This is a genomic window from Ensifer sesbaniae, assembly GCF_013283665.1.
GTDB lineage: Bacteria > Pseudomonadota > Alphaproteobacteria > Rhizobiales > Rhizobiaceae > Ensifer > Ensifer sesbaniae.
The window spans coordinates 128,846-151,779 of sequence record NZ_JABEKU010000003.1 but is presented as its reverse complement, the minus strand read 5'-3'; the positions used below and the strand labels follow the sequence as shown (position 1 = coordinate 151,779).

Annotated in this window: 17 protein-coding genes; 10 read left to right on the top strand and 7 right to left on the bottom strand. The window is 63.7% G+C overall.

Going from position 1 to position 22,934, the window contains the following annotated elements; all coding sequences use genetic code 11:
• The first annotated feature begins 22 nt into the window (after positions 1-22).
• The 7 genes from BHMPCIPO_RS29310 to BHMPCIPO_RS29280 all read left to right on the top strand — a co-directional run bounded on the left by BHMPCIPO_RS29310 (position 23) and on the right by BHMPCIPO_RS29280 (position 11,982).
• Positions 23-2,485 carry a glycogen/starch/alpha-glucan phosphorylase gene (locus BHMPCIPO_RS29310; RefSeq protein ID WP_173520659.1) on the top strand — a complete coding sequence of 821 codons (2,463 nt, stop codon included), beginning with the start codon at positions 23-25 and terminating at the stop codon, positions 2,483-2,485.
• A complete protein-coding gene (glgB, locus tag BHMPCIPO_RS29305) occupies positions 2,482-4,692 on the top strand; it encodes a 1,4-alpha-glucan branching protein GlgB (protein WP_173520350.1) in 2,211 nt (736 codons plus the stop codon). Before BHMPCIPO_RS29310 ends, glgB begins: the two co-directional genes overlap by 4 nt.
• 120 nt (positions 4,693-4,812) lie before the next feature.
• Positions 4,813-6,075 (top strand): glucose-1-phosphate adenylyltransferase, encoded by a 1,263-nt coding sequence (gene glgC / locus BHMPCIPO_RS29300; protein ID WP_173520349.1) that lies wholly within the window; start codon positions 4,813-4,815, stop codon positions 6,073-6,075.
• An 11-nt stretch (positions 6,076-6,086) separates the two neighbouring features.
• On the top strand, positions 6,087-7,529 hold the full coding sequence (gene glgA / locus BHMPCIPO_RS29295; RefSeq protein WP_173520348.1) for a glycogen synthase GlgA: 1,443 nt from the start codon (positions 6,087-6,089) through the stop codon (positions 7,527-7,529).
• A 6-nt stretch (positions 7,530-7,535) separates the two neighbouring features.
• Positions 7,536-9,164, top strand: coding sequence for an alpha-D-glucose phosphate-specific phosphoglucomutase (locus BHMPCIPO_RS29290; RefSeq protein ID WP_173520347.1), 1,629 nt, complete (start codon positions 7,536-7,538; stop codon positions 9,162-9,164).
• A 291-nt stretch (positions 9,165-9,455) separates the two neighbouring features.
• A complete protein-coding gene (gene glgX / locus BHMPCIPO_RS29285) occupies positions 9,456-11,420 on the top strand; it encodes a glycogen debranching protein GlgX (RefSeq protein ID WP_173520346.1) in 1,965 nt (654 codons plus the stop codon).
• A gap of 73 nt (positions 11,421-11,493) precedes the next feature.
• Positions 11,494-11,982 (top strand): MaoC family dehydratase, encoded by a 489-nt coding sequence (locus BHMPCIPO_RS29280; RefSeq protein ID WP_173520345.1) that lies wholly within the window; start codon positions 11,494-11,496, stop codon positions 11,980-11,982.
• Positions 11,983-12,086: 104 nt separating this feature from the next.
• Here the strand turns inward: BHMPCIPO_RS29280 and soxG are convergent, their stop codons facing one another.
• From soxG to BHMPCIPO_RS29260, 4 genes are read right to left on the bottom strand one after another with little or no spacing between them, the layout of a single operon-like run.
• Complete coding sequence (gene soxG / locus BHMPCIPO_RS29275) at positions 12,087-12,638, bottom strand: sarcosine oxidase subunit gamma family protein (protein WP_173520344.1); 552 nt, start codon at positions 12,636-12,638, stop codon at positions 12,087-12,089.
• A complete protein-coding gene (locus tag BHMPCIPO_RS29270; protein ID WP_173520343.1) occupies positions 12,631-15,624 on the bottom strand; it encodes a sarcosine oxidase subunit alpha in 2,994 nt (997 codons plus the stop codon). Before BHMPCIPO_RS29270 ends, soxG begins: the two co-directional genes overlap by 8 nt.
• Positions 15,621-15,941 carry a sarcosine oxidase subunit delta gene (locus tag BHMPCIPO_RS29265; protein WP_173520342.1) on the bottom strand — a complete coding sequence of 107 codons (321 nt, stop codon included), beginning with the start codon at positions 15,939-15,941 and terminating at the stop codon, positions 15,621-15,623. The genes BHMPCIPO_RS29270 and BHMPCIPO_RS29265 overlap by 4 nt, the downstream gene beginning before the upstream one ends.
• Positions 15,942-15,951: 10 nt before the next feature.
• Positions 15,952-17,205, bottom strand: a complete 1,254-nt coding sequence (locus BHMPCIPO_RS29260) for a sarcosine oxidase subunit beta family protein (protein ID WP_173520341.1) — start codon at positions 17,203-17,205, stop codon at positions 15,952-15,954.
• Positions 17,206-17,532: 327 nt separating this feature from the next.
• On the opposite strand from BHMPCIPO_RS29260, the gene rpsU reads away from it, so the two are divergent.
• The 3 genes from rpsU (at position 17,533) to BHMPCIPO_RS29245 (ending at position 19,635) form a co-directional block, all read left to right on the top strand.
• On the top strand, positions 17,533-17,745 hold the full coding sequence (gene rpsU / locus BHMPCIPO_RS33260) for a 30S ribosomal protein S21 (RefSeq protein ID WP_034786884.1): 213 nt from the start codon (positions 17,533-17,535) through the stop codon (positions 17,743-17,745).
• 366 nt (positions 17,746-18,111) lie between these two features.
• Positions 18,112-18,999, top strand: a complete 888-nt coding sequence (locus tag BHMPCIPO_RS29250; protein ID WP_173520340.1) for a tetratricopeptide repeat protein — start codon at positions 18,112-18,114, stop codon at positions 18,997-18,999.
• A gap of 159 nt (positions 19,000-19,158) precedes the next feature.
• Positions 19,159-19,635: a DUF992 domain-containing protein gene (locus BHMPCIPO_RS29245; protein ID WP_173520339.1), complete on the top strand. Its 477-nt coding sequence runs from the start codon at positions 19,159-19,161 to the stop codon at positions 19,633-19,635.
• A 169-nt stretch (positions 19,636-19,804) separates the two neighbouring features.
• Here the strand turns inward: BHMPCIPO_RS29245 and BHMPCIPO_RS29240 are convergent, their stop codons facing one another.
• Genes BHMPCIPO_RS29240 through BHMPCIPO_RS29230 form a run of 3 tightly spaced genes read right to left on the bottom strand, consistent with a single transcriptional unit; the run spans position 19,805 to position 22,771 of the window.
• Positions 19,805-21,205: an NAD(P)(+) transhydrogenase (Re/Si-specific) subunit beta gene (locus BHMPCIPO_RS29240; RefSeq protein ID WP_173520338.1), complete on the bottom strand. Its 1,401-nt coding sequence runs from the start codon at positions 21,203-21,205 to the stop codon at positions 19,805-19,807.
• Positions 21,206-21,215: 10 nt separating this feature from the next.
• Entirely contained in the window at positions 21,216-21,626 is a 411-nt protein-coding gene (locus BHMPCIPO_RS29235; RefSeq protein ID WP_173520337.1) for an NAD(P) transhydrogenase subunit alpha part 2, read from the bottom strand.
• Entirely contained in the window at positions 21,626-22,771 is a 1,146-nt protein-coding gene (locus tag BHMPCIPO_RS29230; RefSeq protein ID WP_173520336.1) for a Re/Si-specific NAD(P)(+) transhydrogenase subunit alpha, read from the bottom strand. The genes BHMPCIPO_RS29235 and BHMPCIPO_RS29230 overlap by 1 nt, the downstream gene beginning before the upstream one ends.
• Positions 22,772-22,934: the final 163 nt, after the last annotated feature.

Sequence of the window (22,934 nt, the reverse complement as noted above, 5' to 3'; positions counted from 1 at the left end):
AAAGGGTAAAGACAGTTTCATGATGAACAGGCTCTCCACCAACGAAGTGCCGCAGCCCGCCCCAAGGTCGTCTGAACCCGGCCAGCTCGCCGTCGAAATCCTCGAACGTCTGAAGTATCGTATCGGCAAGGATCCGAAGGTCGCTAAGCCCCATGACTGGCTGACGGCGGCGATCCTGGTCGCCCGCGACCGCATCACCGACAAGTGGATGGATTCCACCCGCAAGACCTACGCGACCGGTGCCAAGCGCGTCTATTACCTGTCGCTCGAATTCCTCATCGGCCGGCTGATGCGCGACGCGATGACCAATATCGGCCTGATGGACGAGATGCGCGACGCACTCGCCTCTCTCGGTGTCGATATCGACGTCATCGCCGAGCTCGAGCCGGACGCAGCACTCGGCAATGGCGGTCTCGGCCGTCTCGCCGCCTGTTTCATGGAATCGATGGCGACCGTCGACGTGCCCGCCTATGGCTACGGCATCCGCTATATGCACGGCCTGTTCCGCCAGCAGATGGCTGACGGCTGGCAGGTGGAACTGCCGGAGACCTGGCTCGCCCACGGCAATCCCTGGGAATTCGAGCGGCGTGAAAGCTCCTACGAGATCGGCTTCGGCGGCGTGGTCGAAACGGCCAACATCGACGAGGAGATCCAGCGCTTCGTGTGGAAGCCGGCCGAGCGCGTCATCGCCACCGCCTTTGACACGCCCGCCGTCGGCTGGCGGGCAAAGCGCGTCAACACGCTTCGCCTCTGGACGGCGCAGCCGATCGACCCGATCCTGCTTGCGGCCTTCAACGCCGGCGACCACATCGGCGCGCTGCGCGAGAGCAACAAGGCGGAAAGCCTGACCCGCGTGCTCTACCCTGCCGACGCTACGCCGGCTGGCCAGGAACTGCGGTTGCGCCAGGAATACTTCTTCTCTTCCGCCTCGCTGCAGGACATCCTGCGCCGGCACCTGCAGCAATATCCGGATTTCAACTCGCTGCCGGACGCCGTTGCCATTCAGCTGAACGACACCCACCCGGCCATTTCCGTGGCGGAGCTGGTGCGGTTGCTCACCGACGTGCACGGTCTCGATTTCGAGCGGGCCTGGGACATCACCCGCCGCACGATCTCCTACACCAACCATACGCTTCTGCCGGAAGCGCTCGAAAGCTGGCCGGTGCCGCTCATCGAACGGCTGCTGCCGCGCCACATGCAGATCGTCTATGCGATCAACGCCAAGATCCTGATCGAGGCGCGCAAGCAGAAGGGCGCCACCGACGACGAGATCCGCAACATCTCGCTGATCGACGAGAGCGGTGAGCGGCGGGTGCGCATGGGCAACCTCGCCTTCGTCGGCTCGCACTCGATCAACGGCGTTTCGGCGCTGCATACGGAGCTGATGAAGGAAACGGTCTTTGCCGACCTCCACAAGCTCTACCCCGAACGCATCAACAACAAGACCAACGGCATCACCCCGCGCCGCTGGCTGATGCAGTGCAATCCCGGGCTCTTCGGGCTGATCCGTGACGCGATCGGCGATGAGTTCATGGACAATACCGAGGCGCTGCAGGCGCTCGATGCCTTCGCCGACAAGGCGGATTTCCAGGAGCATTTCGCTGCCGTCAAGCGTGCCAACAAGGTCCGCCTCGCCCAGCTCGTCCAGAGCCGGCTCGGCATCAGGCTCGATCCGTCGGCGATGTTCGACATCCAGATCAAGCGCATCCACGAATACAAGCGCCAGCTCCTCAACATCGTCGAGGCCGTCGCGCTCTACGACCAGATCCGCTCGCATCCGGAGCGGGACTGGGTGCCGCGCGTCAAGCTCTTTGCCGGCAAGGCGGCGCCGAGCTATCACAACGCCAAGCTGATCATCAAGCTCGCCAATGATGTCGCCCGGGTCGTCAACAACGATCCGGCGGTACGGGGCCTGCTCAAGATCGTCTTCGTGCCGAACTACAACGTCTCGCTCGCCGAAATCATGGTTCCGGCCGCCGATCTGTCCGAGCAGATCTCGACCGCGGGCATGGAAGCCTCGGGCACCGGCAACATGAAATTCGCGCTGAACGGCGCGCTGACGATCGGCACGCTCGACGGCGCCAATGTCGAGATGCGCGACTGGATCGGCGAGGAAAACATCAAGATCTTCGGCATGACCGCCGAGGAAGTGGCGAAGGCGCGTGCCGAAGGCCACAATCCGCGCGCCATCATCGAGGGCTCGCCCGAACTGTCGCAGGCCCTCCAGGCCATCGCCTCGGGCGTCTTCTCGCCCGATGACCGCAACCGCTTCTCCGGCCTCGTCGACGGCATCTACAATCACGACTGGTTCATGGTTGCCGCCGATTTCGAAGCCTATGCCAAAGCGCAGCGCGAGATCGACCAGCTCTGGACGAATCCATCCGACTGGTATGCGCAGGCGATCCGCAACACCGCACGGATGGGCTGGTTCTCGTCCGATCGCACCATCCGGCAATATGCCGGGGAAATCTGGAGAGCTGGATGACGCCTTCGGCCGGCAAGGACCCGGAACCCGCAGCTTCAGGTCTGCTGTCAGCGCCGGAAATCGCGGCCATTCTTTCGGGTACGCACGATGATCCTTTCGCGGTCCTCGGCGTACACTCCGCCGGCAAGGCCATCCTTGCCCGCTGCTTCATCCCCGATGCCGAGACCGTTGCGGTGGAAACGCTCTCGGGCAAGGAACTCGGCACGCTCGAACGCCGTGACGATGCCGGTTTCTTCGAAGGTCCCATCTCTCTGAAGAAACCCCAGCCCGTGCGCTATCGCGCCCGCAACCAGGGCGGCGAATGGGTCGTCATCGACCCCTACAGCTTCGGGCCGGTCCTCGGGCCGATGGACGACTATTACATCCGCGAAGGTTCACACCTCCGGCTCTTCGACAAGATGGGCGCACATCCGATCCATCACGATGGCGCCGACGGCTATCACTTTGCCGTCTGGGCGCCCAATGCCAAGCGCGTTTCCGTCGTCGGCCAATTCAACAATTGGGATGGCCGGCGCCACGTCATGCGGCTGCGTGCCGACACCGGCATCTGGGAGATCTTCATCCCAGGCGTCGAGGCCGGCCTTGCTTACAAGTACGAGATCCTCGACCGCAATGGCACGCTGCTGCCGCTGAAGGCCGATCCTTTTGCCCGCAGGTCCGAGCTTCGTCCCAACACCGCTTCGGTGACGACGCCGGAGATCGCGCAAACCTGGGAGGACGAGGCGCATCGCAAGCACTGGGCGACGGTCGATGCGCGGCGCCAACCGATCTCGATCTACGAGGTCCATGCGGGCTCCTGGCAGCGCCGCGACAATGGCGAGATGCTTACCTGGGACGAACTCGCCGACCGGCTGATCCCCTATTGCGTCGATATGGGCTTCACCCACATCGAGTTCCTGCCGATCTCGGAGTTTCCCTTCGACCCGTCCTGGGGCTACCAGACGACCGGCCTCTATGCACCGACCGCCCGCTTCGGCGAGCCCGAGGGCTTTGCCCGCTTCGTGAACGGCTGCCACAAGGTCGGCATCGGCGTCATCCTCGACTGGGTGCCGGCGCATTTCCCGACGGACGAGCACGGGCTTCGCTGGTTCGACGGCACCGCGCTCTACGAGCACGAGGACCCGCGCCAGGGCTTCCACCCCGACTGGAACACGGCGATCTACAATTTCGGCCGGCAGGAGGTGCTGTCCTACCTCGTCAACAACGCGCTCTACTGGGCCGAGAAGTTCCATGTCGACGGACTACGCGTCGATGCGGTCGCCTCGATGCTCTACCTAGACTATTCGCGCAAGCATGGCGAATGGGTGCCGAACGAGTATGGCGGCAACGAGAACCTCGAAGCGGTTCGCTTCCTGCAGACGATGAACACCCAGATCTACGGCATCCACCAGGGCATCCTGACGATCGCCGAGGAATCGACCTCCTGGCCGAAGGTATCCCATCCGGTTCATGCTGGCGGCCTGGGTTTCGGCTTCAAGTGGAACATGGGCTTCATGCACGACACGCTGCAATACCTGTCGCGCGAGCCGGTGCACCGCAAGTTCCACCACAACGACCTGACCTTCGGCCTGCTCTACGCCTTCAGCGAAAACTTCGTGCTGCCGCTCTCCCATGACGAAGTGGTGCATGGCAAAGGCTCGCTGATCGCCAAGATGGCCGGCGACGACTGGCAGAAGTTCGCCAATCTCAGGGCCTATTACGCCTTCATGTGGGGCTATCCCGGCAAGAAGCTCTTGTTCATGGGCCAGGAATTCGCGCAATGGCGCGAATGGTCCGAGGACCGCGCGCTCGACTGGAACCTGCTCGAATACCACCTGCACGAAGGCATGCGCCGGCTGGTGCGTGACCTCAACGGCACCTATCGCGCCAAGCCCGCCCTGCATGCGCGCGATTGTGAAGGCGACGGCTTCGAGTGGCTGCTTGCCGACGACCGCGACAATTCGGTCTTCGCCTGGCTGCGCAAGGCGCCCGGTGAGAAGCTCGTCGCCGTCATCACCAATTTCACGCCCGTCTACCGGGAGAGTTACGCCATCCCGCTGCCGGTCCAGGGTCGCTGGAAGGAGATCCTCAACACCGACGCGGAAATCTACGGAGGAAGCGGCAAGGGCAACGGCGGCGCCGTCTACGCCGAGAAGAGCACCACGGGAGCGACAATCGCCAACATCACGCTGCCGCCTCTGGCGACACTGATGCTGGAGCAGGAATAGACTTCATTCGGTCCGCCAGCCGAAATCGGCAGGCGGCATGAGACTGTAAGATTCGAGGGTCGCAAGGCGTCGCCAAAAGCCGCCGTGACGACCCCGGAAGTCAATGATTGGGGAGGACAAATGGTGGAAAAGCGTACGCAACCTCTGGCACGTGATGCCATGGCCTATGTTCTCGCCGGCGGTCGCGGCAGTCGCCTGAAGGAGCTGACCGATCGGCGGGCGAAGCCGGCGGTCTACTTCGGCGGCAAGGCCCGTATCATCGATTTCGCGCTTTCGAACGCGCTGAATTCCGGTATCCGCCGTATCGGCGTCGCCACCCAGTACAAGGCGCACTCGCTGATTCGCCACCTGCAGCGCGGCTGGAACTTCTTCCGTCCGGAACGAAACGAAAGCTTCGACATCCTGCCGGCCAGCCAGCGCGTTTCCGAGACGCAATGGTACGAAGGCACCGCCGACGCCGTCTACCAGAATATCGACATCATCGAAGACCACGGCGTCGAATACATGGTCATCCTCGCCGGCGACCACATCTACAAGATGGACTATGAATTGATGCTGCAGCAGCACGTCGATTCCGGCGCCGACGTCACCATCGGCTGCCTCGAAGTGCCGCGCATGGAGGCGACCGGCTTCGGCGTCATGCATGTCGACGACAAGGATCGCATCATCGCCTTCGTCGAGAAACCGGCCGATCCGCCCGGCATTCCCGGCAATCCCGACATGGCGCTCGCCTCCATGGGCATCTATGTCTTCCACACGAAGTTCCTGATGGATCTTCTGCGCCGCGACGCCGCCGATCCGAAATCGAGCCGCGACTTCGGCAAGGACATCATCCCCTACATCGTCGACAACGGCAAAGCGGTCGCGCACCGGTTTACCCAGTCCTGCGTGCGCTCCGATTTCGAGCGCGAGGCCTATTGGCGCGACGTCGGCACCATCGATGCCTATTGGCAGGCCAATATCGACCTCACCCATGTGACGCCGGAACTCGACATCTACGACAGCACCTGGCCGATCTGGACCTTCGCGGAGATCAAGCCGCCGGCAAAGTTCGTGCACGACGATGAAAACCGCCGCGGCTCGGCGACCTCGTCGCTCATCTCCGGCGACTGCATCATCTCGGGCGCAGCACTCAACCGCAGCCTGTTATTCACAGGCGTCAGAGTAAATTCATATTCCCGTCTGGAGAATGCCGTAGTTCTTCCCGATGTGAAGATCGGTCGCCACGCGACGCTGCGCAACGTGGTCATCGACAGCCGTGTCGTGATCCCGGAGGGCCTCGTCGTCGGCGACGATCCGGAGCTCGATGCCAAGCGTTTCCGGCGCTCGGAAAACGGTGTCTGCCTGATCACGCAAACGATGATCGACAAGCTGGGGATGTAGGTCTGCCTTCCATGAACGTCCTGTCCGTTGCGTCCGAAGTCTATCCGCTGGTCAAGACCGGGGGGCTCGCCGATGTCGCCGGCGCGCTCCCGACAGCGCTTGCGCCGCACGGCATCAAGACCCGCACCCTCCTGCCCGGCTATCCCGCCGTGCTGCAGAAGCTGAAGAAGAAAAAGAAGGTCGGCGCCTTCGAGAACCTGTTCGGTAATCCGGCCACGATCCTCGCCGCTGAGATCGATGGCCTGGACCTCCTGGTTCTCGACCAGCCGGCGCTCTACCAGCGAGACGGCGGTCCCTATGTCGATGCCACCGGCCGCGACTATGCCGACAATTTCCGTCGCTTCGCCGCACTCTCGCTTGCAGCAGCCGAGGTCGCCGCCGGCGATGTCGTCCCCGGCTGGAAGCCCGACATCGTCCACGCCCATGACTGGCAGACGGCGCTGACGCCGGTCTACATGCATTTTGGCCGCGCCCCCGCGACGCCGACGGTCATGACCATCCACAATATCGCCTTTCAGGGCCAGTTCGGCGCCTCAGTCTTCCCCGAGCTCGCTCTTCCTCCGGAAGCCTTCTCGATGCAGTTCGTCGAGTATTACGGCGATGTCGGCTTCCTAAAGGGCGGGATGCAGACGGCAAGCGCGATCACCACCGTCAGCCCCTCCTATGCCCAGGAGATCCTGACGCCCGAATTCGGCATGGGCCTCGAGGGTCTGTTGAAGAGCCGCGTTTCCGACTTGAGCGGCATCGTCAACGGCATCGACGCCGACATCTGGAACCCGCAGACCGACCCGCACATTGCGCAGAACTTCAGCGCGACGACCCTGAAGCAGCGCGTCGGCAACCGTCGAGCGCTGGAAGAACGCTTCGGTCTCGAGAAGGGCAACGGTCCAATCTTCTGCGTCGTCAGCCGGCTCACCTGGCAGAAGGGCATGGACCTCGTCGCCGAGGTCGCGGACGAAATCGTCGCGATGGGCGGCAAGCTCGTCGTGCTCGGCTCCGGCGATGCGGCGCTCGAGGGTGCGCTTCTGGCGGCTGCCTCCCGTCACCGCGGCCATATCGGCATGGTCACCGGCTACAACGAGCCGCTCTCGCACCTGATGCAGGCAGGCTCGGACGCGATCCTCATTCCGTCGCGCTTCGAACCCTGCGGCCTGACCCAACTCTACGGCCTGCGCTACGGCTGCGTGCCGGTCGTCGCCCGCACAGGCGGACTTGCCGATACGATCATCGACGCCAACGAGGCCGGGCTTTCGGCCAAGGTCGCCACCGGTTTCCAGTTCACCCCGGTCACCGCCGACGGGTTGCGGCTTGCGGTGAGGCGCGTATTGCGCGCATACAACGAGCCCAAGGTCTGGGCGCGAATTCAGACCCAGGGCATGAAATCGGACGTTTCGTGGGCCACAAGTGCCGAGCGTTACGTCTCTCTATATTCCGGTCTTCTCGGGAAAGGTTAAGTCAGCATGATAAGAACGGTTACCACAACCCCCTATGGCGACCAGAAGCCTGGCACGTCAGGGCTGCGCAAGAAGGTCCCGGTCTTCCAGCAGAAGAACTATGCCGAGAACTTCATCCAGTCGATCTTCGATTCGCTCGAAGGCTTTCAGGGCGAAACACTGGTGATCGGCGGCGACGGCCGCTACTACAACCGCGAAGTCATCCAGATCGCCATCAAGATGGCGGCGGCCAACGGCTTCGGCCGCGTGCTCGTCGGCCGCGGCGGCATCCTGTCGACGCCGGCCGCCTCCAACGTCATCCGCAAATACAAGGCCTTCGGCGGCATCGTGCTTTCGGCCAGCCACAATCCCGGGGGCCCGACCGAAGATTTCGGCATCAAGTACAATATCGGCAATGGCGGCCCGGCGCCGGAAAAGGTCACCGACGCGATCTTTGCCCGCAGCAAGGTGATCGACAGCTACAAGATCGCCGACGTCAGGGACATCAACCTCGACCTCGAAGGCACGCAGGAGATCGAAGGCATGACCGTGACGGTCATCGATCCCGTCGCCGACTATGCCGAACTGATGGAGAGCCTGTTCGATTTCGCAGCCATCCGCAAGCTGATTGGCGGCGGCTTCCGCGTCGTCTTCGACGCGATGAGCGCGGTCACCGGCCCCTATGCCAAGGAGATCATCGAGAAACGCCTCGGCGCGCCCAAGGGTTCGGTGATGAACTTCATGCCGCTGCCGGACTTCGGCGGCCACCATCCGGACCCGAACCTGGTGCATGCCCGCGCGCTCTACGAGACGATGATGGCGCCCGACGCACCGGACTTCGGCGCCGCATCGGACGGCGACGGCGATCGCAACCTGATCATCGGCCGCGGCATCTTCATCACCCCTTCGGACAGCCTGGCGATGCTCGCCGCCAATGCGCATCTGGCGCCCGGTTACGCCAAGGGCCTCGCCGGCATCGCCCGCTCGATGCCGACCAGCGGTGCGGCCGACCGCGTCGCCGAGAAGCTCGGCATCGGCCTCTACGAGACGCCGACCGGCTGGAAATTCTTCGGCAACCTGCTCGACGAAGGCATGGCGACGATCTGCGGCGAGGAAAGCGCCGGCACCGGCTCCAACCACGTGCGCGAGAAGGACGGCCTCTGGGCAGTCTTGCTGTGGCTCAACATCCTCGCCGTGCGCAAGGAAAGCGCCCTCGACATCGTCCAGAACCACTGGGCGACCTACGGCCGCAACTACTATTCGCGCCATGACTACGAGGAGGTCGATACCGACGCGGCCAACGGCCTGATCGCCAACCTGCGCGACCAGCTCGCCACGCTTCCAGGCAAGTCCTTCGGTGCGCTCAAGGTCGCAACCGCCGACGACTTCGCCTACAACGATCCAGTCGACCATTCGGTCAGCAAGAACCAGGGCATCCGCATTCTCTTCGAGGGCGGCTCCCGCGTCGTCTTCCGCCTCTCCGGCACCGGCACTTCGGGCGCGACGCTGCGCGTTTACATCGAGCGCTTCGAGCCGGACCCGGCGCGCCACGACATCGAGACGCAGGAAGCGCTCGCCGATCTCATCGCCGTCGCCGACGAGATCGCCGGCATCAAGGCGCGCACCGGCCGCACCGAGCCGAGCGTCATTACCTGAGATACTGAATGATCGGGCCGCTTCATGCGGCCCTTTTTCTTTTGCCGCTTTACCCCCCCTCTGCCCTGCCGGGCATCTCCCCCACAAGGGGGGGAGATCGATTTGTGGCACCGCCCTGCCCGACGATGGCACCGACGTTGCAAGAGCCACGGCACCGGTGAACCAAGACATCGGGTCGCCGGAGAAATAGGAGGCTGCCGCATCCAATCTCCCCCCTTGTGGGGGAGATGCCCGGCAGGGCAGAGGGGGTGAACCGGATACGACTTCGATATCAAGAAGAGGGCCGCCTTCATGCCGACCACCGGATTGCCACCGCTCGGTGCCACGATCACCTCAGAAGGTACGCAGTTTGCCGTCTGGTCGCACGATGCCGCCCGCATCGACCTCTGCCTTTTCGACAAGACCGGCGCCCGGCAATTGCGGCAGTTACCCATGCTGCGGAACGGCGACGTCCACACGCTGACGGTTGCCGACGCGCCGAAGGGAACGCGCTACGGCTTTCGCGCCGACGGCGTCTATTCGCCCGACCATGGGCTCTGGTTCGATCCCTCCAAGCTGCTGGTCGACCCCTATGCCGTCGAACTCGACCGGCCTTTCCGGCATGATCCGCGCCTGACGATTTTTGGCGAGGACACCGCCGATCTGGTGCCGAAGGCCATCGTCACCGAAGTGAAGGCAGTCAAAGTGAAGGCGCCGCTCTTTCGCGCCGGCGGCCTCATCTACGAGATCGCCGTCAAGCCCTTCACCATTCTCCATCCGGATGTCCCGAAGGCGAAGCGCGGCACCGTGGCGGCGCTCGCCGAGCCCGCCGTCATCGAGCATCTGAAGCACCTCGGCGTCTCTGCGGTCGAATTGATGCCGATCGTCGCCTGGATCGACGAGCGCCACCTGCCGCCGCTCGGGCTGAAGAACGGCTGGGGCTACAATCCGATCGCGCCGATGGCGCTCGACCCGCGACTGGTGCCGGGCGGCGTCAAGGAATTGCGCAAGACGGTCGAGGCGTTGCGCAAGGAAGGCATCGGCGTCATCCTCGACCTCGTCTTCAACCATTCCGGCGAGAGCGATCGCTTCGGCACCACGCTGTCGATGCGTGGCCTCGACAACCTCACCTATTACCGTCACGTCACCGGCCAGCCGGGCGACCTCATCAACGACACCGGCTGCGGCAATACGATTGCCTGCGATCACCCGACCGTCGAGACGCTGATCCTCGACAGCCTGCGCCATTTCGTTCGCGCCGCCGGCGTCGATGGCTTCCGCTTCGATCTCGCCTCGATCCTCGGGCGCGACATGGGCGGCTTCCACCGCGATGCCAGACTCTTCCAAGCGATATCAGCCGATCCGCTGCTTGCCGACCGTGTGCTGATCGCCGAGCCGTGGGACGTCGGCCCCGGCGGCTACCAGCTCGGCAATTTCCCCTCTCCCTTCCTCGAATGGAACGACCGCGCTCGCGACGACATCCGCATCTACTGGCGCGGCGACCGCCACGCGATCGGCGCTCTGGCAACGGCGCTTGCCGGCTCGTCGGAGAGCTTCGCCCGCTGGGGCGAGAGCGGCACGCGCACGGTGAACTTCATCGCCGCCCATGACGGCTTCACGCTCGCCGACATCGTTTCCTATGCTGGTAAGCACAACGAGGCCAATGGCGAGGAGAACCGCGACGGCCACAACGAGAACCACTCCTGGAACAATGGCGCCGAAGGTCCAACCACCGATCCGGAAATTCTGGCAGCCCGACGCCATGACGTGATGGCCCTCATCGGCACGCTGTTTTCTTCACGCGGAACGATCATGCTGACCGCCGGTGACGAAGGCGGCCGGAGCCAGGGCGGCAACAACAACGCCTATTGCCAGGACAACGCCATAACCTGGCTCGACTGGACCGCGATGGATGACGAGATCGTCGCCCACACGGCGGCACTCTCGGCAATGCGCCACCGCTTCGACGTGTTCGACCAAACCACGTTCCTCACCGGGAACGGCGATGTCGAATGGCGGCGCCTCGACGGGCAACCGATGACGACAGGCGATTGGGAACACCCGGCAACGGACAATCTGATGATGGTGCTGACCACCCGCGACCGTCTCCAGAAGCGGGTGGCGCGCCTCGCCGTGGTCATCAATCGCAGCCATGCGCCGCACCCCTTCCGCTTGCCCGACAGCATCGACGGAAAGTGGCAAGACGCGCTGACGGCGTCATTCCCCGCCGATCACGTCGCGCCGCGCTCGGTCTCCTTCCTCGTCGAGGTTTTCTAAAGCTTTTCCACCACTTGCAGGTTGCAACGGGCGAGCCTATAGAACGCTCGGGGGCTTGTTTCGAGGCGTTCACATGCTGCAGGACATTTCACTTTCTGAGATCAAGGGACTGGTCGGCAAGGAGGTCGGCGTTTCCGACTGGATCACGGTAACCCAGGAAACGATCGACAAGTTCGCCGAGGCAACCGGTGACTATCAATACATCCATGTCGACCCGGTCCGCGCCGCCGCCGAGACGCCGTTCGGCGGCACCATCGCGCACGGCTTCCTGTCGCTCTCGCTGCTCTCGGCGATGAACTACAATTGCCTGCCGAAGATCCGCGAACAGACGATGGGCATCAACTACGGCTTCGAGAAGGTGCGCTTCGTCGCGCCGGTGAAGAGCGGCGCCAAGGTGCGCGGCCACTTCACCATGGCCGATGCCCGCTTCCGCGGCGCCAGCATGCTGATGATTACCTACGACGTCAGCGTTGAGATCGAAGGCGAACGCAAGCCGGCGCTCACCGCCACCTGGCAGACGATCATCCAGTTCGATCCCAAGGACCGACCCGCCGATGCCTGAGAAGCGTGACCGGATCGTCCGATCCGGAACGCCCTGCTGGTACTTACGTCTCGCCTGAAAAATCGAAAGCCGGGAAGCGCTTGCGCACCTCCCGGCCTTTGCATTCAATGGCTCGCGTCGGCAGCGCCTTCCGACAAGAGCCCGAAGACGAAGGGCGAGAAGGATCGCCAGCACTCGACACGGAACTGATCCTCAGCCGTACGGAAGAGGATGATCTCCGCCTTGCCGAAGATCGTGCGCGAGCAGGCGCCGACCGGAAAGATCGCCGGCGACAGATCCTGCGGGCAGCCGCTGTTGATCGCCACGTCCGCGCCCGGACCGCTGACGATGACGGCAACGTTGCGGTGCGAGATGTCGACCGCCGAATGCAGCGTACCGCTCGAAGCAGCGGCTCCCATCAGGTCGGCCTCGCTCTCGTCAAACACCAGCCACTCGTCTGGACCGATCCATAGCGCATGGCGCTGGCCGCTCGAGGCCGAGGTCTTCGGCCGCGTCGGAAGTGTCACGCCGAGCGCCGCCGAGAGGGCCGGCAGCGCATCGGCGCCGGCCCTGAGCGAGATACGCGTTGCCGCCGGTGCCGGCGTCAGGATCGCCTCGGCCGAACCGCCGCGCGAGGTGAGCGCCGCCCTGCGGCTTGCAATTGCCTGGTCAGCCATGGAGGCGGCCCCCTTCCTTGTCAAAGAACACCATGTCGCTCACTTCGACGGCGATGGTGCGATCGGTCATCGGCACGTAGAGCGTCTGGCCGAGGCGCTCGCGGCCGCCGGCAACCATTGCCAGCGCGATCGAGCGACCGCAGTTTTCCGACCAGTAGGACGACGTCACGTGACCGAGCATGGTCATCGGCTTCGGCTGGTTCGGGTCGGCAACGATCTGCGCGCCTTCCTCCAGCACCACCTTCGGATCCTTGGTCAGCAGGCCGACCAGTTGCTTGCGCCCCGACTTGACGAGATCCGGCCGCTTGAGACCACGGATACCGACGAAGTCGGGCTTCTTCTTCGAGACAGCCCAGGAGAGGCCGGCATCGTCGGGCGTCAGGGTGCCGTCGGTGTCCTGGCCGACGATGATGTAGCCCTTCTCGGCGCGCAGCACGTGCATGGTTTCCGTGCCATAGGCGCAGGCGCCCATCAGTTCGGCCCGCGCCCAGATCGCTTCCCAGACCGCCTGGCCGTAATCGGCAGGCACGTTGACTTCGAAGCCGAGTTCGCCGGTGAACGACATGCGGAAGAGCCGGGTCGGCACGCCGCAGATCTTGCCCTCGGCAACGCTCATATGCGGGAAGGCCTCGTTGGAAAGGTCGATGCCCTCGACGAGCGGTGCGATGATCTCTCGCGCCTTCGGACCCTGCACGGCGATGACGGCCCATTGCTCCGTGGTCGAGGTCAGCCACACCTTCAGGTGCGGGAACTCGGTCTGCAGATAGTCTTCCATGTGGTTCATGACGCGCGGCGCACCGCCGGTCGTCGTCGTCACGTGGAAGCGGTCCTCTGCCAGGCGGCCGACCACGCCGTCGTCATAAACGAAGCCGTCGTCGCGCAGCATGATGCCGTAGCGGCAGCGGCCGGGCTTCAGATTGTCCCAGGCGTTGGTGTACATCAGATTGAGGAACTGGGCGGCGTCCGGGCCGACGACCTCGATCTTGCCGAGCGTCGAGGCATCGAAGACACCCGCGACATCACGCACCGTCTTGCATTCGCGCGCGACCGCCTCGTGCATGCCCTCGCCGGAGCGCGGGTAGAACCAGGCGCGCTTCCAGTTGCCGACATCCTCGAATTCGGCGCCATGTGCCTCCTCCCAGGCATGCATCGGCGTCTTGCGCGCCGGATCGAAGAGAGGCCCACGCGAATGGTTGACGATCGCACCGAAGGTCACCGGCGTGTAGGGCTGGCGGAAGGTGGTGAGACCCACCTGCGGGATGTCCTTGCCGAGCGCTTCGGCGGCAATCGCCAGGCCATGCATGTTGGAAAGCTTGCCCTGGTCAGACGCCATGCCGTTGGTGGTGAAGCGCTTGATGTGCTCGATCGAGTGCATGCCTTCACGCACCGCCAGACGAATATCCTTGGCGCAGACGTCGTGCTGGAAGTCGATGAAGGCCTTGACGGTCGTGTCCGGCCCTGCGCCTTCCGCAGCGCCGATCATGCCGCCGGTCCAGCCGAAGCGGTTTTCACCCGAAAGCGTCACCTGCGTGCCGCCTTCGGCACCGGCAGCGCGGGCCGTCAGTTCACCCGCGGCAAGCGCTTCGTCGATCGTTGCCTGCAGGTCGTCGGTACCGTTGCAGGCGCCGATCGAAAGGCAATCCTGCAGGTAGGTGCCCGGCAGGAAGCGCTGCGTCGCCGCATCGAACTTCACCTTGCCGCGCGACTGCGAGAAGAGGTGCACCGACGGCGTCCAGCCGGCCGAGACCAGGAGCGCATCGACGGCGATCTTGCGGGCCGAGCCGCCGCCATTGCGGGCGACGCTGACCGAATTGACCCGCAGCTTGCCGCCAGCCTTGATCACCGAGTGCCCGGTCAGCACTTCGATGCCGAGCTTGCGTGCTTCGGCAAGCACCGCCTCGCCCGGATTTTCGCGGCAATCGACGATGGCCGCTACCGAAACACCGGCGCGCTTCAGGTCGAAGGCGGCTTCATAGGCCGAGTCATGGGCGGTGTAGACGCCGACCTTCGAGCCGACGGCAACGCCGAAATGGTTGAGATAGGTGCGGCCGGCCGAAGCGAGCATGATGCCCGGACGGTCGTTGTTGGCGAACACCATATGCCGCTCGATCTGGCCGTTGGCGAGGATCACCTTCTTGGCGCGGACCTGCCACAGCCGCTCACGCGGCAGCGACTTGTCGAGGGCGGCCAGATGATCGGTCACGCGTTCGACGAGGCCGACGAAATTGTGGTTGTAGTAGCCGAAGCCGGTGGTGCGGGTGAGCACCGTGACGTTGTCCATCTCGGCCAGCGTCCCCGCGGTCTCCTGCGCCCAGTCCCAACCGTTCTTGCCGTCGATCGTCGTGCCGCTTTCATAGCGAAGCGCGCCACCCATTTCCGGCTGCTCGTCGCAGATGATCACCTTGGCACCGGCCTTGGCGGCCGCGAGTGCAGCCGAGAGGCCGGCGACGCCGCCACCGATGACGAGCACGTCGCAATGAGCATAGCGGCTGGCATAATGATCCGGATCGGCTTCCGTCGGCGCGACGCCGAGGCCGGCGGCACGGCGGATGAAGGGTTCATAGATCGCGTGCCAGGCAGCCTTCGGCCACATGAAGGTCTTGTAGTAGAAGCCGGCGGCGAAGAACGGCGACAGCAGATCGTTGAAGCCACCGACGTCGAAGGCGAGCGACGGCCAGCGGTTCTGCGATTCCACCTTCATGCCGTCGAAGACTTCCTGCACCGTAGCGCGTACGTTCGGCTGGCGACGGGCGGCGTCGCGCGCGACGTCGATCAGCGCGTTCGGCTCCTCGGCGCCGGCCGAAAGAATGCCGCGCGGGCGGTGATACTTGAATGAGCGGCCGACCAGATGAATGCCGTTGGCGAGAAGCGCCGAGGCGACCGTGTCGCCTTCGAGCGCCGTCAGCGTGCGGCCGTCGAAGGTGAAGCGCGCGGTGCGTGCCGGTGTCAGGCGGCCGACGCCTGGAATGCGATTGGCCCCCATCATTTTGCGGCTCCCTTGTCCTGCTCGCTCTGAAGAATGGCTGATATGTCGGGCTTAGGCTCGCCAGCCTTGTAGGTGGTGTAGAAGCGGTCGCTGACCGTGTCGCGGGCGGCGTTGAAGAAACGGCCGCAGCCATGGATATGGCGCCAGCGCTCGAAGATCAGACCCTTCGGGTTCTGACGCAGGAAGAAGTATTCCTCGAATTCCTCGTCGGTGATGTCGGCGATATTGGCCGGGCGGGCGATATGGGCGTCGCCGGCGCCGCGGAATTCGAGCTCGGAGCGCTCTTCCTCGCAATAGGGGCAGTAGATCAGAAGCATCTCGAAATCCTCAGTGCGCAACAGCGGCGGCTGCCGCTTCGTCGATGAGTCGGCCGGTGCGGAACCGCTCGAGCGTCAGCCCGGCGGCCAGACGATGCGGCTCGCCCCGCGCGATCAGATGGGCGAAGAGGTTGGCCGAGCCCGGCGTCGCCTTGAAGCCGCCCGTACCCCAGCCGGCGTTCAGGAACAGGCCGGGTACCGGCGTGACGCCCTGGATCGGCGAGCGATCCTGGGTGACGTCGACGATGCCGCCCCACTGACGCATCATCTTGACGCGGCGGAACATCGGGAAGAGCTCGCAGATCGCATCCAGCGTATGGGTGATGATCTGCAGGCCGCCGGTCTGCGAATAGGAATTGTACTGGTCGGTGCCGGCGCCGATGACGAACTCGCCCTTGTCGGACTGCGAGATATAGGCGTGCACCGAGTTCGACATGACGACGCAGGGGAAGATCGGCTTCAGCGGCTCGGAGACGAGCGCCTGCAGCGGCTGGCTCTGCAGCGGCACGCGGACATCCGCCATCTGCATCAGCACCGAGGTATGGCCGGCGGCGGAAATGCCGACCTTCTTGGCGCCGATATGGCCGCGATTGGTGTCGACGCCGACGACCCGGCCGGTTTCGTCGCGACGGATGCCGGTCACCTCGCAGTTCTGGATGATATGGACGCCACGGTCGGAAGCCGCACGCGCATAGCCCCAGGCAACCGCATCGTGGCGTGCCGTGCCGCCGCGGCGCTGGAGTGCTGCACCATTGATCGGGTAGCGCGCCGTCTTGGCGATATCGAGCGGCGGGCAATAGGCCTTGGCCTGCTCCGGCGTCAGCCACTCGTTGTCGATGCCGTAGAGACGGTTGGCATTGATATGGCGCTTGAACGACTGCTGGTCGTGGATGTTGTGCGACAGCATCATGACGCCGCGCGGCGAATACATGACGTTGTAGTTCAGATCCTGCGACAGGTTTTCCCAGAGCTTCAGCGAATGCTCGTAGATGTCCATGCTCTCTTCATAGAGATAGTTGGACCGAATGATCGTCGTGTTGCGGCCGGTATTGCCGCCGCCGATCCAGCCCTTTTCGAGCACCGCGACATTGGTGATGCCGTGTTCCTTGGCGAGGTAATAGGCAGCGCCGAGGCCATGGCCGCCGCCGCCGATGATGATGACATCATATTCCTTGCGCGGCTCCGGAGACGCCCAGTGCGGGCCCCACCCCTTGTGGCCGCGCAACGCCTCGCGCGCCACGGCGAAAACTGAATATTTGCGCATCGGCCTCTACTCCATGAACCCCGATCTCATTGGCGTTAGAAATCGCAAATCCGGAGCCTGCGCAACGTTTCTTTTGCGACGCAATTGAGTAGACTTGCGCGCAGTTGCGACATGGCCCCGGATCGGTTGCTTTCGGCGCGGGAACGGCCGCCGCAAACAGCATCCGAGGATTTTTCAGCGCTTCCTCATGTCGTCGCTGGACTTTCGCCTGATGATCTGGTATCCGCTCGTCTAATCGTAAAGCTTCCAGCTTAGCGAATGTTATTCTTTTGCCTCCGGCACCTGACGGAGCTGCAAACAACTCGAACCAAAGGAACGGGATTTCACGTGCAGGTACTTGTCCGCGATAACAATGTCGATCAGGCGCTCCGCGCTCTCAAGAAGAAGATGCAGCGTGAAGGCATTTTCCGCGAAATGAAGATGCGCGATTACTATGAAAAGCCGTCCCAGAAGCGCGCCCGCGAAAAGGCTGAAGCCGTTCGCCGCGTCCGCAAGCTGGCACGCAAGCGTGCACAGCGCGAAGGCCTCCTGGCCCGCTGATTTGTCGTTTTTTCGACGCTTTCCGATGTAAGTCGTGGCGGGGGCGAATTATCGCCACCGCCTTTTTTTGGTATGGACATCTTTTCCGACGACAGGTTAGCGTGATCGACGCTGCCGGTGACGGATGGCCGACCGGAGCGTTTGACCGGACGGTTTGCCGAGGCACGATGAAGCCCGGCTGCGGAGCCCGCGGGGAGTTTCAGCGGCTCTGCTGCATAATTCCTTAAATCGGAATCGATTTGAGGACAAAATTATGCAGAAACTCAACGTATTGCAGCGACTTCGGCGTCCTCGAAAGACACGCGGCGCTGTAAGGAACGGAAAGCCGACGGCTTTCGAGACCTTGTCGATTTGAGGGATCAACCTTTGACACTTGCTGCCATGACTGCGGACGTCTCCGGTTTTACTGTCCATGAGGCGTCTCGCCGCCACCAGCGCAAGCCGAGGCTTGCCGCCATGCTGCTCCTCGGTTCGGCCCTTCTTCTCGCAGGCTGCACGACCGACGGCCCGGACTCGATGACCAACAAGGTCGAGCGCGAACAGGGCTCGCAGGAAAACATCGCCTCGCTCTCGAGCGTGATCGCCTCGAACCCGAGCGATCCGGAAGGCTACAACGTCCGCGGCTCGGCCTACGGCCGCGCCGGCGAATACCGCCGGGCGATCGCCGATTTCGACCAGGCGATCCAGCTCAACCCGCGCTTCTACCAGGCCTATGCCAATCGAGCGCTCGTCCATCGCAACATGGGCAACACCCAGGCAGCGCTTGCCGACTACAACATGGCGCTGCAGCTGAACGCCAACTACGATGTCGCCTATATCGGCCGCGGCAACCTCTATCGTCAGGCCGGCCAGCTCGATTCCGCCTTCAACGATTTCAACAAGGCGATCCAGCTCGACACGACCGATCCCCGTGCCTATCACAATCGCGGCCTGATCTATCAGGCACGCAACCAGCACGGCCAGGCGATCGAAGACTTCTCGACCGCGATCTCGCTGTCGCCGAGCTCGCCGGAACCCTATAACGGCCGCGGCATTTCCTATGTCGCCCAGGGTGACGACGACAACGCCTTCTCCGACTTCAACACCGCGATCAACCTGAACGGCAAGGTCGCCGAATCCTGGGCCAACCAGGCATTGATCTATGAGCGCAAGGGCGACAAGGTCAAGGCGTCGAAGTCCTACGCGCACGCCTTGCAGCTCGACCCGAAGTATGAGCCGGCGCGCGCAGGCCTTGCTCGCGTGAAGGCTTCGTAAGCCTACCATCCAAGCTTCTCTGAAACGCCCGCGACCGCATCGCGGGCGTTTTCATTTGTAACGTCTGCTTCTTCGCTTCTCCCAGGACCGTCAGTTGCGGCGGAACCTTCCCGGCCACCATCCGTTTGCCCAAAGGCGTTATAGAACGGAAACAGAGCCATGATAAAACGAACCTTCGTCACGGTGCTGGCGCTGGCTGCGCTTGCCGCAGGCCCCTCCGCCGCCCAGAACTACACCACGCTCGGTCGGCTCGTCTGCGGTTCGGAAGGCGGCACCGGCCTGATCGTGACCTCGACCAAGAACCTGATGTGCACCTTCACGCCCGCCAATGGCGGCCCTCGCGCCGTCTATGCCGGCAAGATCCGCAAGATCGGCATCGATATCGGCCAGACGGGAAAAACCACGATGATCTGGGACGTGCTGGCCAAGACCGGGACGCCGTTGACCGAGTATGCCTTGGCCGGTGAATATGTCGGCGTCGGCGCTGATGCGAGCGTTGCCGTCGGCGGCGGCGCCAAGGTGATCGGCGGCGGCACCAACAAGGCCTTCATGCTGCAGCCGGTCAATGTCCAGGTCCAGGAAGGCCTCAACGTCGCCATTGGCATCGACGCGTTGACCTTGGTGCCGGCTGGCTAGAACATCCCGCTTTCAAGTGGCATCACTGAAAGCGGATAAGATGCTCTAAAATTAAAGTGCTAGAGCGTCCTTTGTGCGTTCATTTGAACGCACGGCGCTCTAGGGTGTGACATAGACGAAAACGCCCGCCGGAAGGCGGGCGTCCTTGTATCGTGGTTCGGGATGAACCTCAGTGGTTCAGCGCCTTGACGATGTCTTCCGTCACCTTCTTGGCGTCGCCGAGCAGCATCATCGTGCCATCCTTGTAGAACAGCGTATTGTCGATGCCGGCATAGCCGGAGCCGAGCGAGCGCTTGACGAAGAGGCAGGTCTTGGCCTTGTCGACGTCGAGGATCGGCATCCCGTAGATCGGCGAGGACTTGTCGTCGCGGGCCGCCGGGTTGGTGACGTCGTTGGCGCCGATGACATAGGCGACATCGGCCTGTGCGAACTCGGAGTTGATGTCCTCGAGCTCGAACACTTCGTCATAGGGGACGTTCGCTTCTGCGAGCAGCACGTTCATGTGGCCGGGCATGCGCCCCGCGACCGGATGGATCGCGTATTTGACCTCGACGCCGGCCGCTTTCAGCTGGTCGCCCATTTCGCGCAGCGCATGCTGCGCCTGGGCGACCGCCATGCCGTAGCCCGGCACAATGATCACCTTCGAGGCATTCGCCATCAGGAAGGCGGCATCGTCAGCCGAGCCCTGCTTGACCGTGCGCTGGATGCCGTCGTCAGCCGCCGCGGCCCCGTTCTCGCCGCCGAAGCCGCCGAGGATGACGGAGATGAACGAGCGGTTCATGCCCTTGCACATGATGTAGGACAGGATCGCACCGGAGGAGCCGACGAGCGCGCCGGTGATGATCAGCGCCAGGTTGCCGAGGGTGAAGCCGATGCCGGCCGCGGCCCAACCCGAATAGGAGTTGAGCATCGACACGACCACCGGCATGTCGGCGCCGCCGATCGGGATGATGATCAGCACACCAAGCACCAGCGAAAGCGCGACGATCAGCCAGAAGACCGTCGTGCTCTGCGTCAGCACCAGCATGACCACCAGCACGACCAGCGCCGCAGCGAGACCGGCGTTGATGACGTGGCGTCCCGCCAGCATGATCGGCTTGCCGGACATGCGCCCGTCGAGCTTCAGAAAGGCGATGACCGAACCCGTAAAGGTGATCGCGCCGATCGCGACGCCGAGCGACATTTCGACCAGCGCCTGCGCATGGATGTCGCCGACGGTGCCGATACCGAAGCTTTCCGGCGCATACATCGCGGCAGCCGCCACCAGGACGGCGGCGAGACCGACCAGCGAGTGGAAGGCCGCGACGAGCTGCGGCATCGAGGTCATGGCGATGCGCCGGGCGATGACGGCGCCGATGCTGCCGCCGATGGCAAGACCGACGACGATCAGCATCAGGCCGCCGAAGGACGGCAACGCCAGCAGGAGCGTCGTGACGATGGCAATGCCCATGCCGATCATGCCGTAGACATTGCCCCTGCGGCTGGTGGTCGGGTGCGACAGGCCGCGCAGCGCCGTGATGAACAGGACGCCGGAGACGAGGTAGAGGAAGGCTGCGAAGTTAGCGTTCATCGGGCCGGCCTCACTTGTCTTTTTTCTTGTACATGGCCAGCATGCGCTGGGTGACGAGGAAGCCGCCGAAGATGTTGACGGCGGCAAGCACCAGCGCCACGAAGCCGAAACCCGTCGCCAGCCCCGAGGCCGAGATGCCGACGGCAAGCAGAGCGCCGACGACGATGACCGAGGAAATCGCGTTGGTGACCGCCATCAGCGGCGTATGCAGCGCCGGCGTAACCGACCAGACCACGTAGTAGCCGACGAAGATCGCCAGGACGAAGATCGCCAGGCGGAAGACGAAGGGATCGATCGCGCCGCCGGTGGCACCATGGGCGATGGCGCCGGCCGTGTCGGGCACGTATTCCGCAGCGGTGCGGACCGCTTCCACTGCCCGGTCGAGATCGGCGAGCGCCTTGTCGAGAAGTTCATTCGCCATCACTTGTCCCCCTTGCTGGCGCCGAAGTTCGGATGCACGACCTCACCGCCATGGGTGAGCGCCGTCGCCTTGACGAGCTCGTCCTCCATGTCGAGCGCAAGCGCCTTGGTTTCCTTGGAGACCATGGTTTCCAGGAAAGTGACGAGGTTCTTGGCGTAGAGACCGGACGCGGAAGCCGCGATGCGGCCCGGCACGTTGAGATGGCCGATGACCTTGACGTCCTCGACCTGCGTGACCTTGCCGGGCTCGACACCCTCGACGTTGCCGCCGCGCTCGACCGCAAGGTCGACCGCGATCGAGCCGGGCTTCATGCTCTTCAGCATCTCACGGGTAACGAGCCGCGGCGCCGGGCGCCCAGGAATCAGCGCCGTGGTGATGACGATGTCCTGCTTGGCGATATGCTCGGCAACGAGTGCCGCCTGCTTGGCCTGATACTCCTTGGACATCTCCTTGGCGTAACCGCCGGCCGTTTCGGCCGCCTTGAACTCCTCGTCCTCGACGGCGATGAACTTGGCGCCGAGCGAAGCGACCTGTTCCTTGGCGGCCGGACGCACGTCCGTCGCCGAAACCACGGCACCGAGACGGCGGGCCGTCGCGATCGCCTGCAGGCCGGCAACGCCCGCACCCATGACGAAGACCTTGGCGGCGGGAACGGTGCCGGCCGCGGTCATCATCATCGGTAGCGCACGGTCATATTCGCAAGCGGCGTCAATCACGGCCTGGTAACCCGCGAGGTTCGCCTGGCTCGAGAGCACGTCCATCGACTGCGCCCGAGTGATGCGCGGCATCAACTCCATCGCGAACGCAGTCAAGCCCGCCTTGGCCATCTCGGCGATCGCCGCCTCGTTGCCATAGGGATCCATGATGGCCAGCACGATCGCGCCCGACTTGTAGCCGCCGATTTCGGCAGTCGTCGGCCGGCGCACCTTCAACACCACGTCAGCCGTCTTGGCGTCGGCAATCGCCCCGATCCGGGCCCCGACCTTTTCGAACTCAGTGTCCGGAATGCGCGACAGCGATCCGGCGCCCGCCTCGACGATGACGTCGAAGCCGAGGCTTTTCAGTTTCTTCACTGTGTCCGGCGATGCGGCAACGCGACCCTCGTTCGGGTCCGTTTCCTTGGCGACAAAGACAATCTCGCTCACAAATCCCCCTCCTTGGCCGCAATCGAGCCAAGGCCGGAATGCGGGCATTCTCTCCGACTGCAAAGCGTGCGGCCAATCGAGCCTACACGCCCCCATATGCGAGGCACTGGGGTGCCAAGCACATATTTTCTGGAAACAGACACCCAAAGTGTTCGAACCGTAG

Bases quoted from the DNA above. Each gene is read 5' to 3' on its own strand.
- BHMPCIPO_RS29265 (WP_173520342.1), bottom strand. From the start codon at position 15,941: ATGCTTCTGATCTACTGCCCCTATTGCGAGGAAGAGCGCTCCGAGCTC.
- glgX (WP_173520346.1), top strand. From the start codon at position 9,456: ATGCCGACCACCGGATTGCCACCGCTCGGTGCCACGATCACCTCAGAA.
- BHMPCIPO_RS29235 (WP_173520337.1), bottom strand. From the start codon at position 21,626: ATGGCGAATGAACTTCTCGACAAGGCGCTCGCCGATCTCGACCGGGCA.
- glgC (WP_173520349.1), top strand. From the start codon at position 4,813: ATGGTGGAAAAGCGTACGCAACCTCTGGCACGTGATGCCATGGCCTAT.
- BHMPCIPO_RS29260 (WP_173520341.1), bottom strand. From the start codon at position 17,205: ATGCGCAAATATTCAGTTTTCGCCGTGGCGCGCGAGGCGTTGCGCGGC.
- BHMPCIPO_RS29245 (WP_173520339.1), top strand. From the start codon at position 19,159: ATGATAAAACGAACCTTCGTCACGGTGCTGGCGCTGGCTGCGCTTGCC.
- glgA (WP_173520348.1), top strand. From the start codon at position 6,087: ATGAACGTCCTGTCCGTTGCGTCCGAAGTCTATCCGCTGGTCAAGACC.
- BHMPCIPO_RS29270 (WP_173520343.1), bottom strand. From the start codon at position 15,624: ATGATGGGGGCCAATCGCATTCCAGGCGTCGGCCGCCTGACACCGGCA.
- BHMPCIPO_RS29310 (WP_173520659.1), top strand. From the start codon at position 23: ATGAACAGGCTCTCCACCAACGAAGTGCCGCAGCCCGCCCCAAGGTCG.
- BHMPCIPO_RS29280 (WP_173520345.1), top strand. From the start codon at position 11,494: ATGCTGCAGGACATTTCACTTTCTGAGATCAAGGGACTGGTCGGCAAG.
- BHMPCIPO_RS29240 (WP_173520338.1), bottom strand. From the start codon at position 21,205: ATGAACGCTAACTTCGCAGCCTTCCTCTACCTCGTCTCCGGCGTCCTG.
- BHMPCIPO_RS29290 (WP_173520347.1), top strand. From the start codon at position 7,536: ATGATAAGAACGGTTACCACAACCCCCTATGGCGACCAGAAGCCTGGC.
- glgB (WP_173520350.1), top strand. From the start codon at position 2,482: ATGACGCCTTCGGCCGGCAAGGACCCGGAACCCGCAGCTTCAGGTCTG.
- soxG (WP_173520344.1), bottom strand. From the start codon at position 12,638: ATGGCTGACCAGGCAATTGCAAGCCGCAGGGCGGCGCTCACCTCGCGC.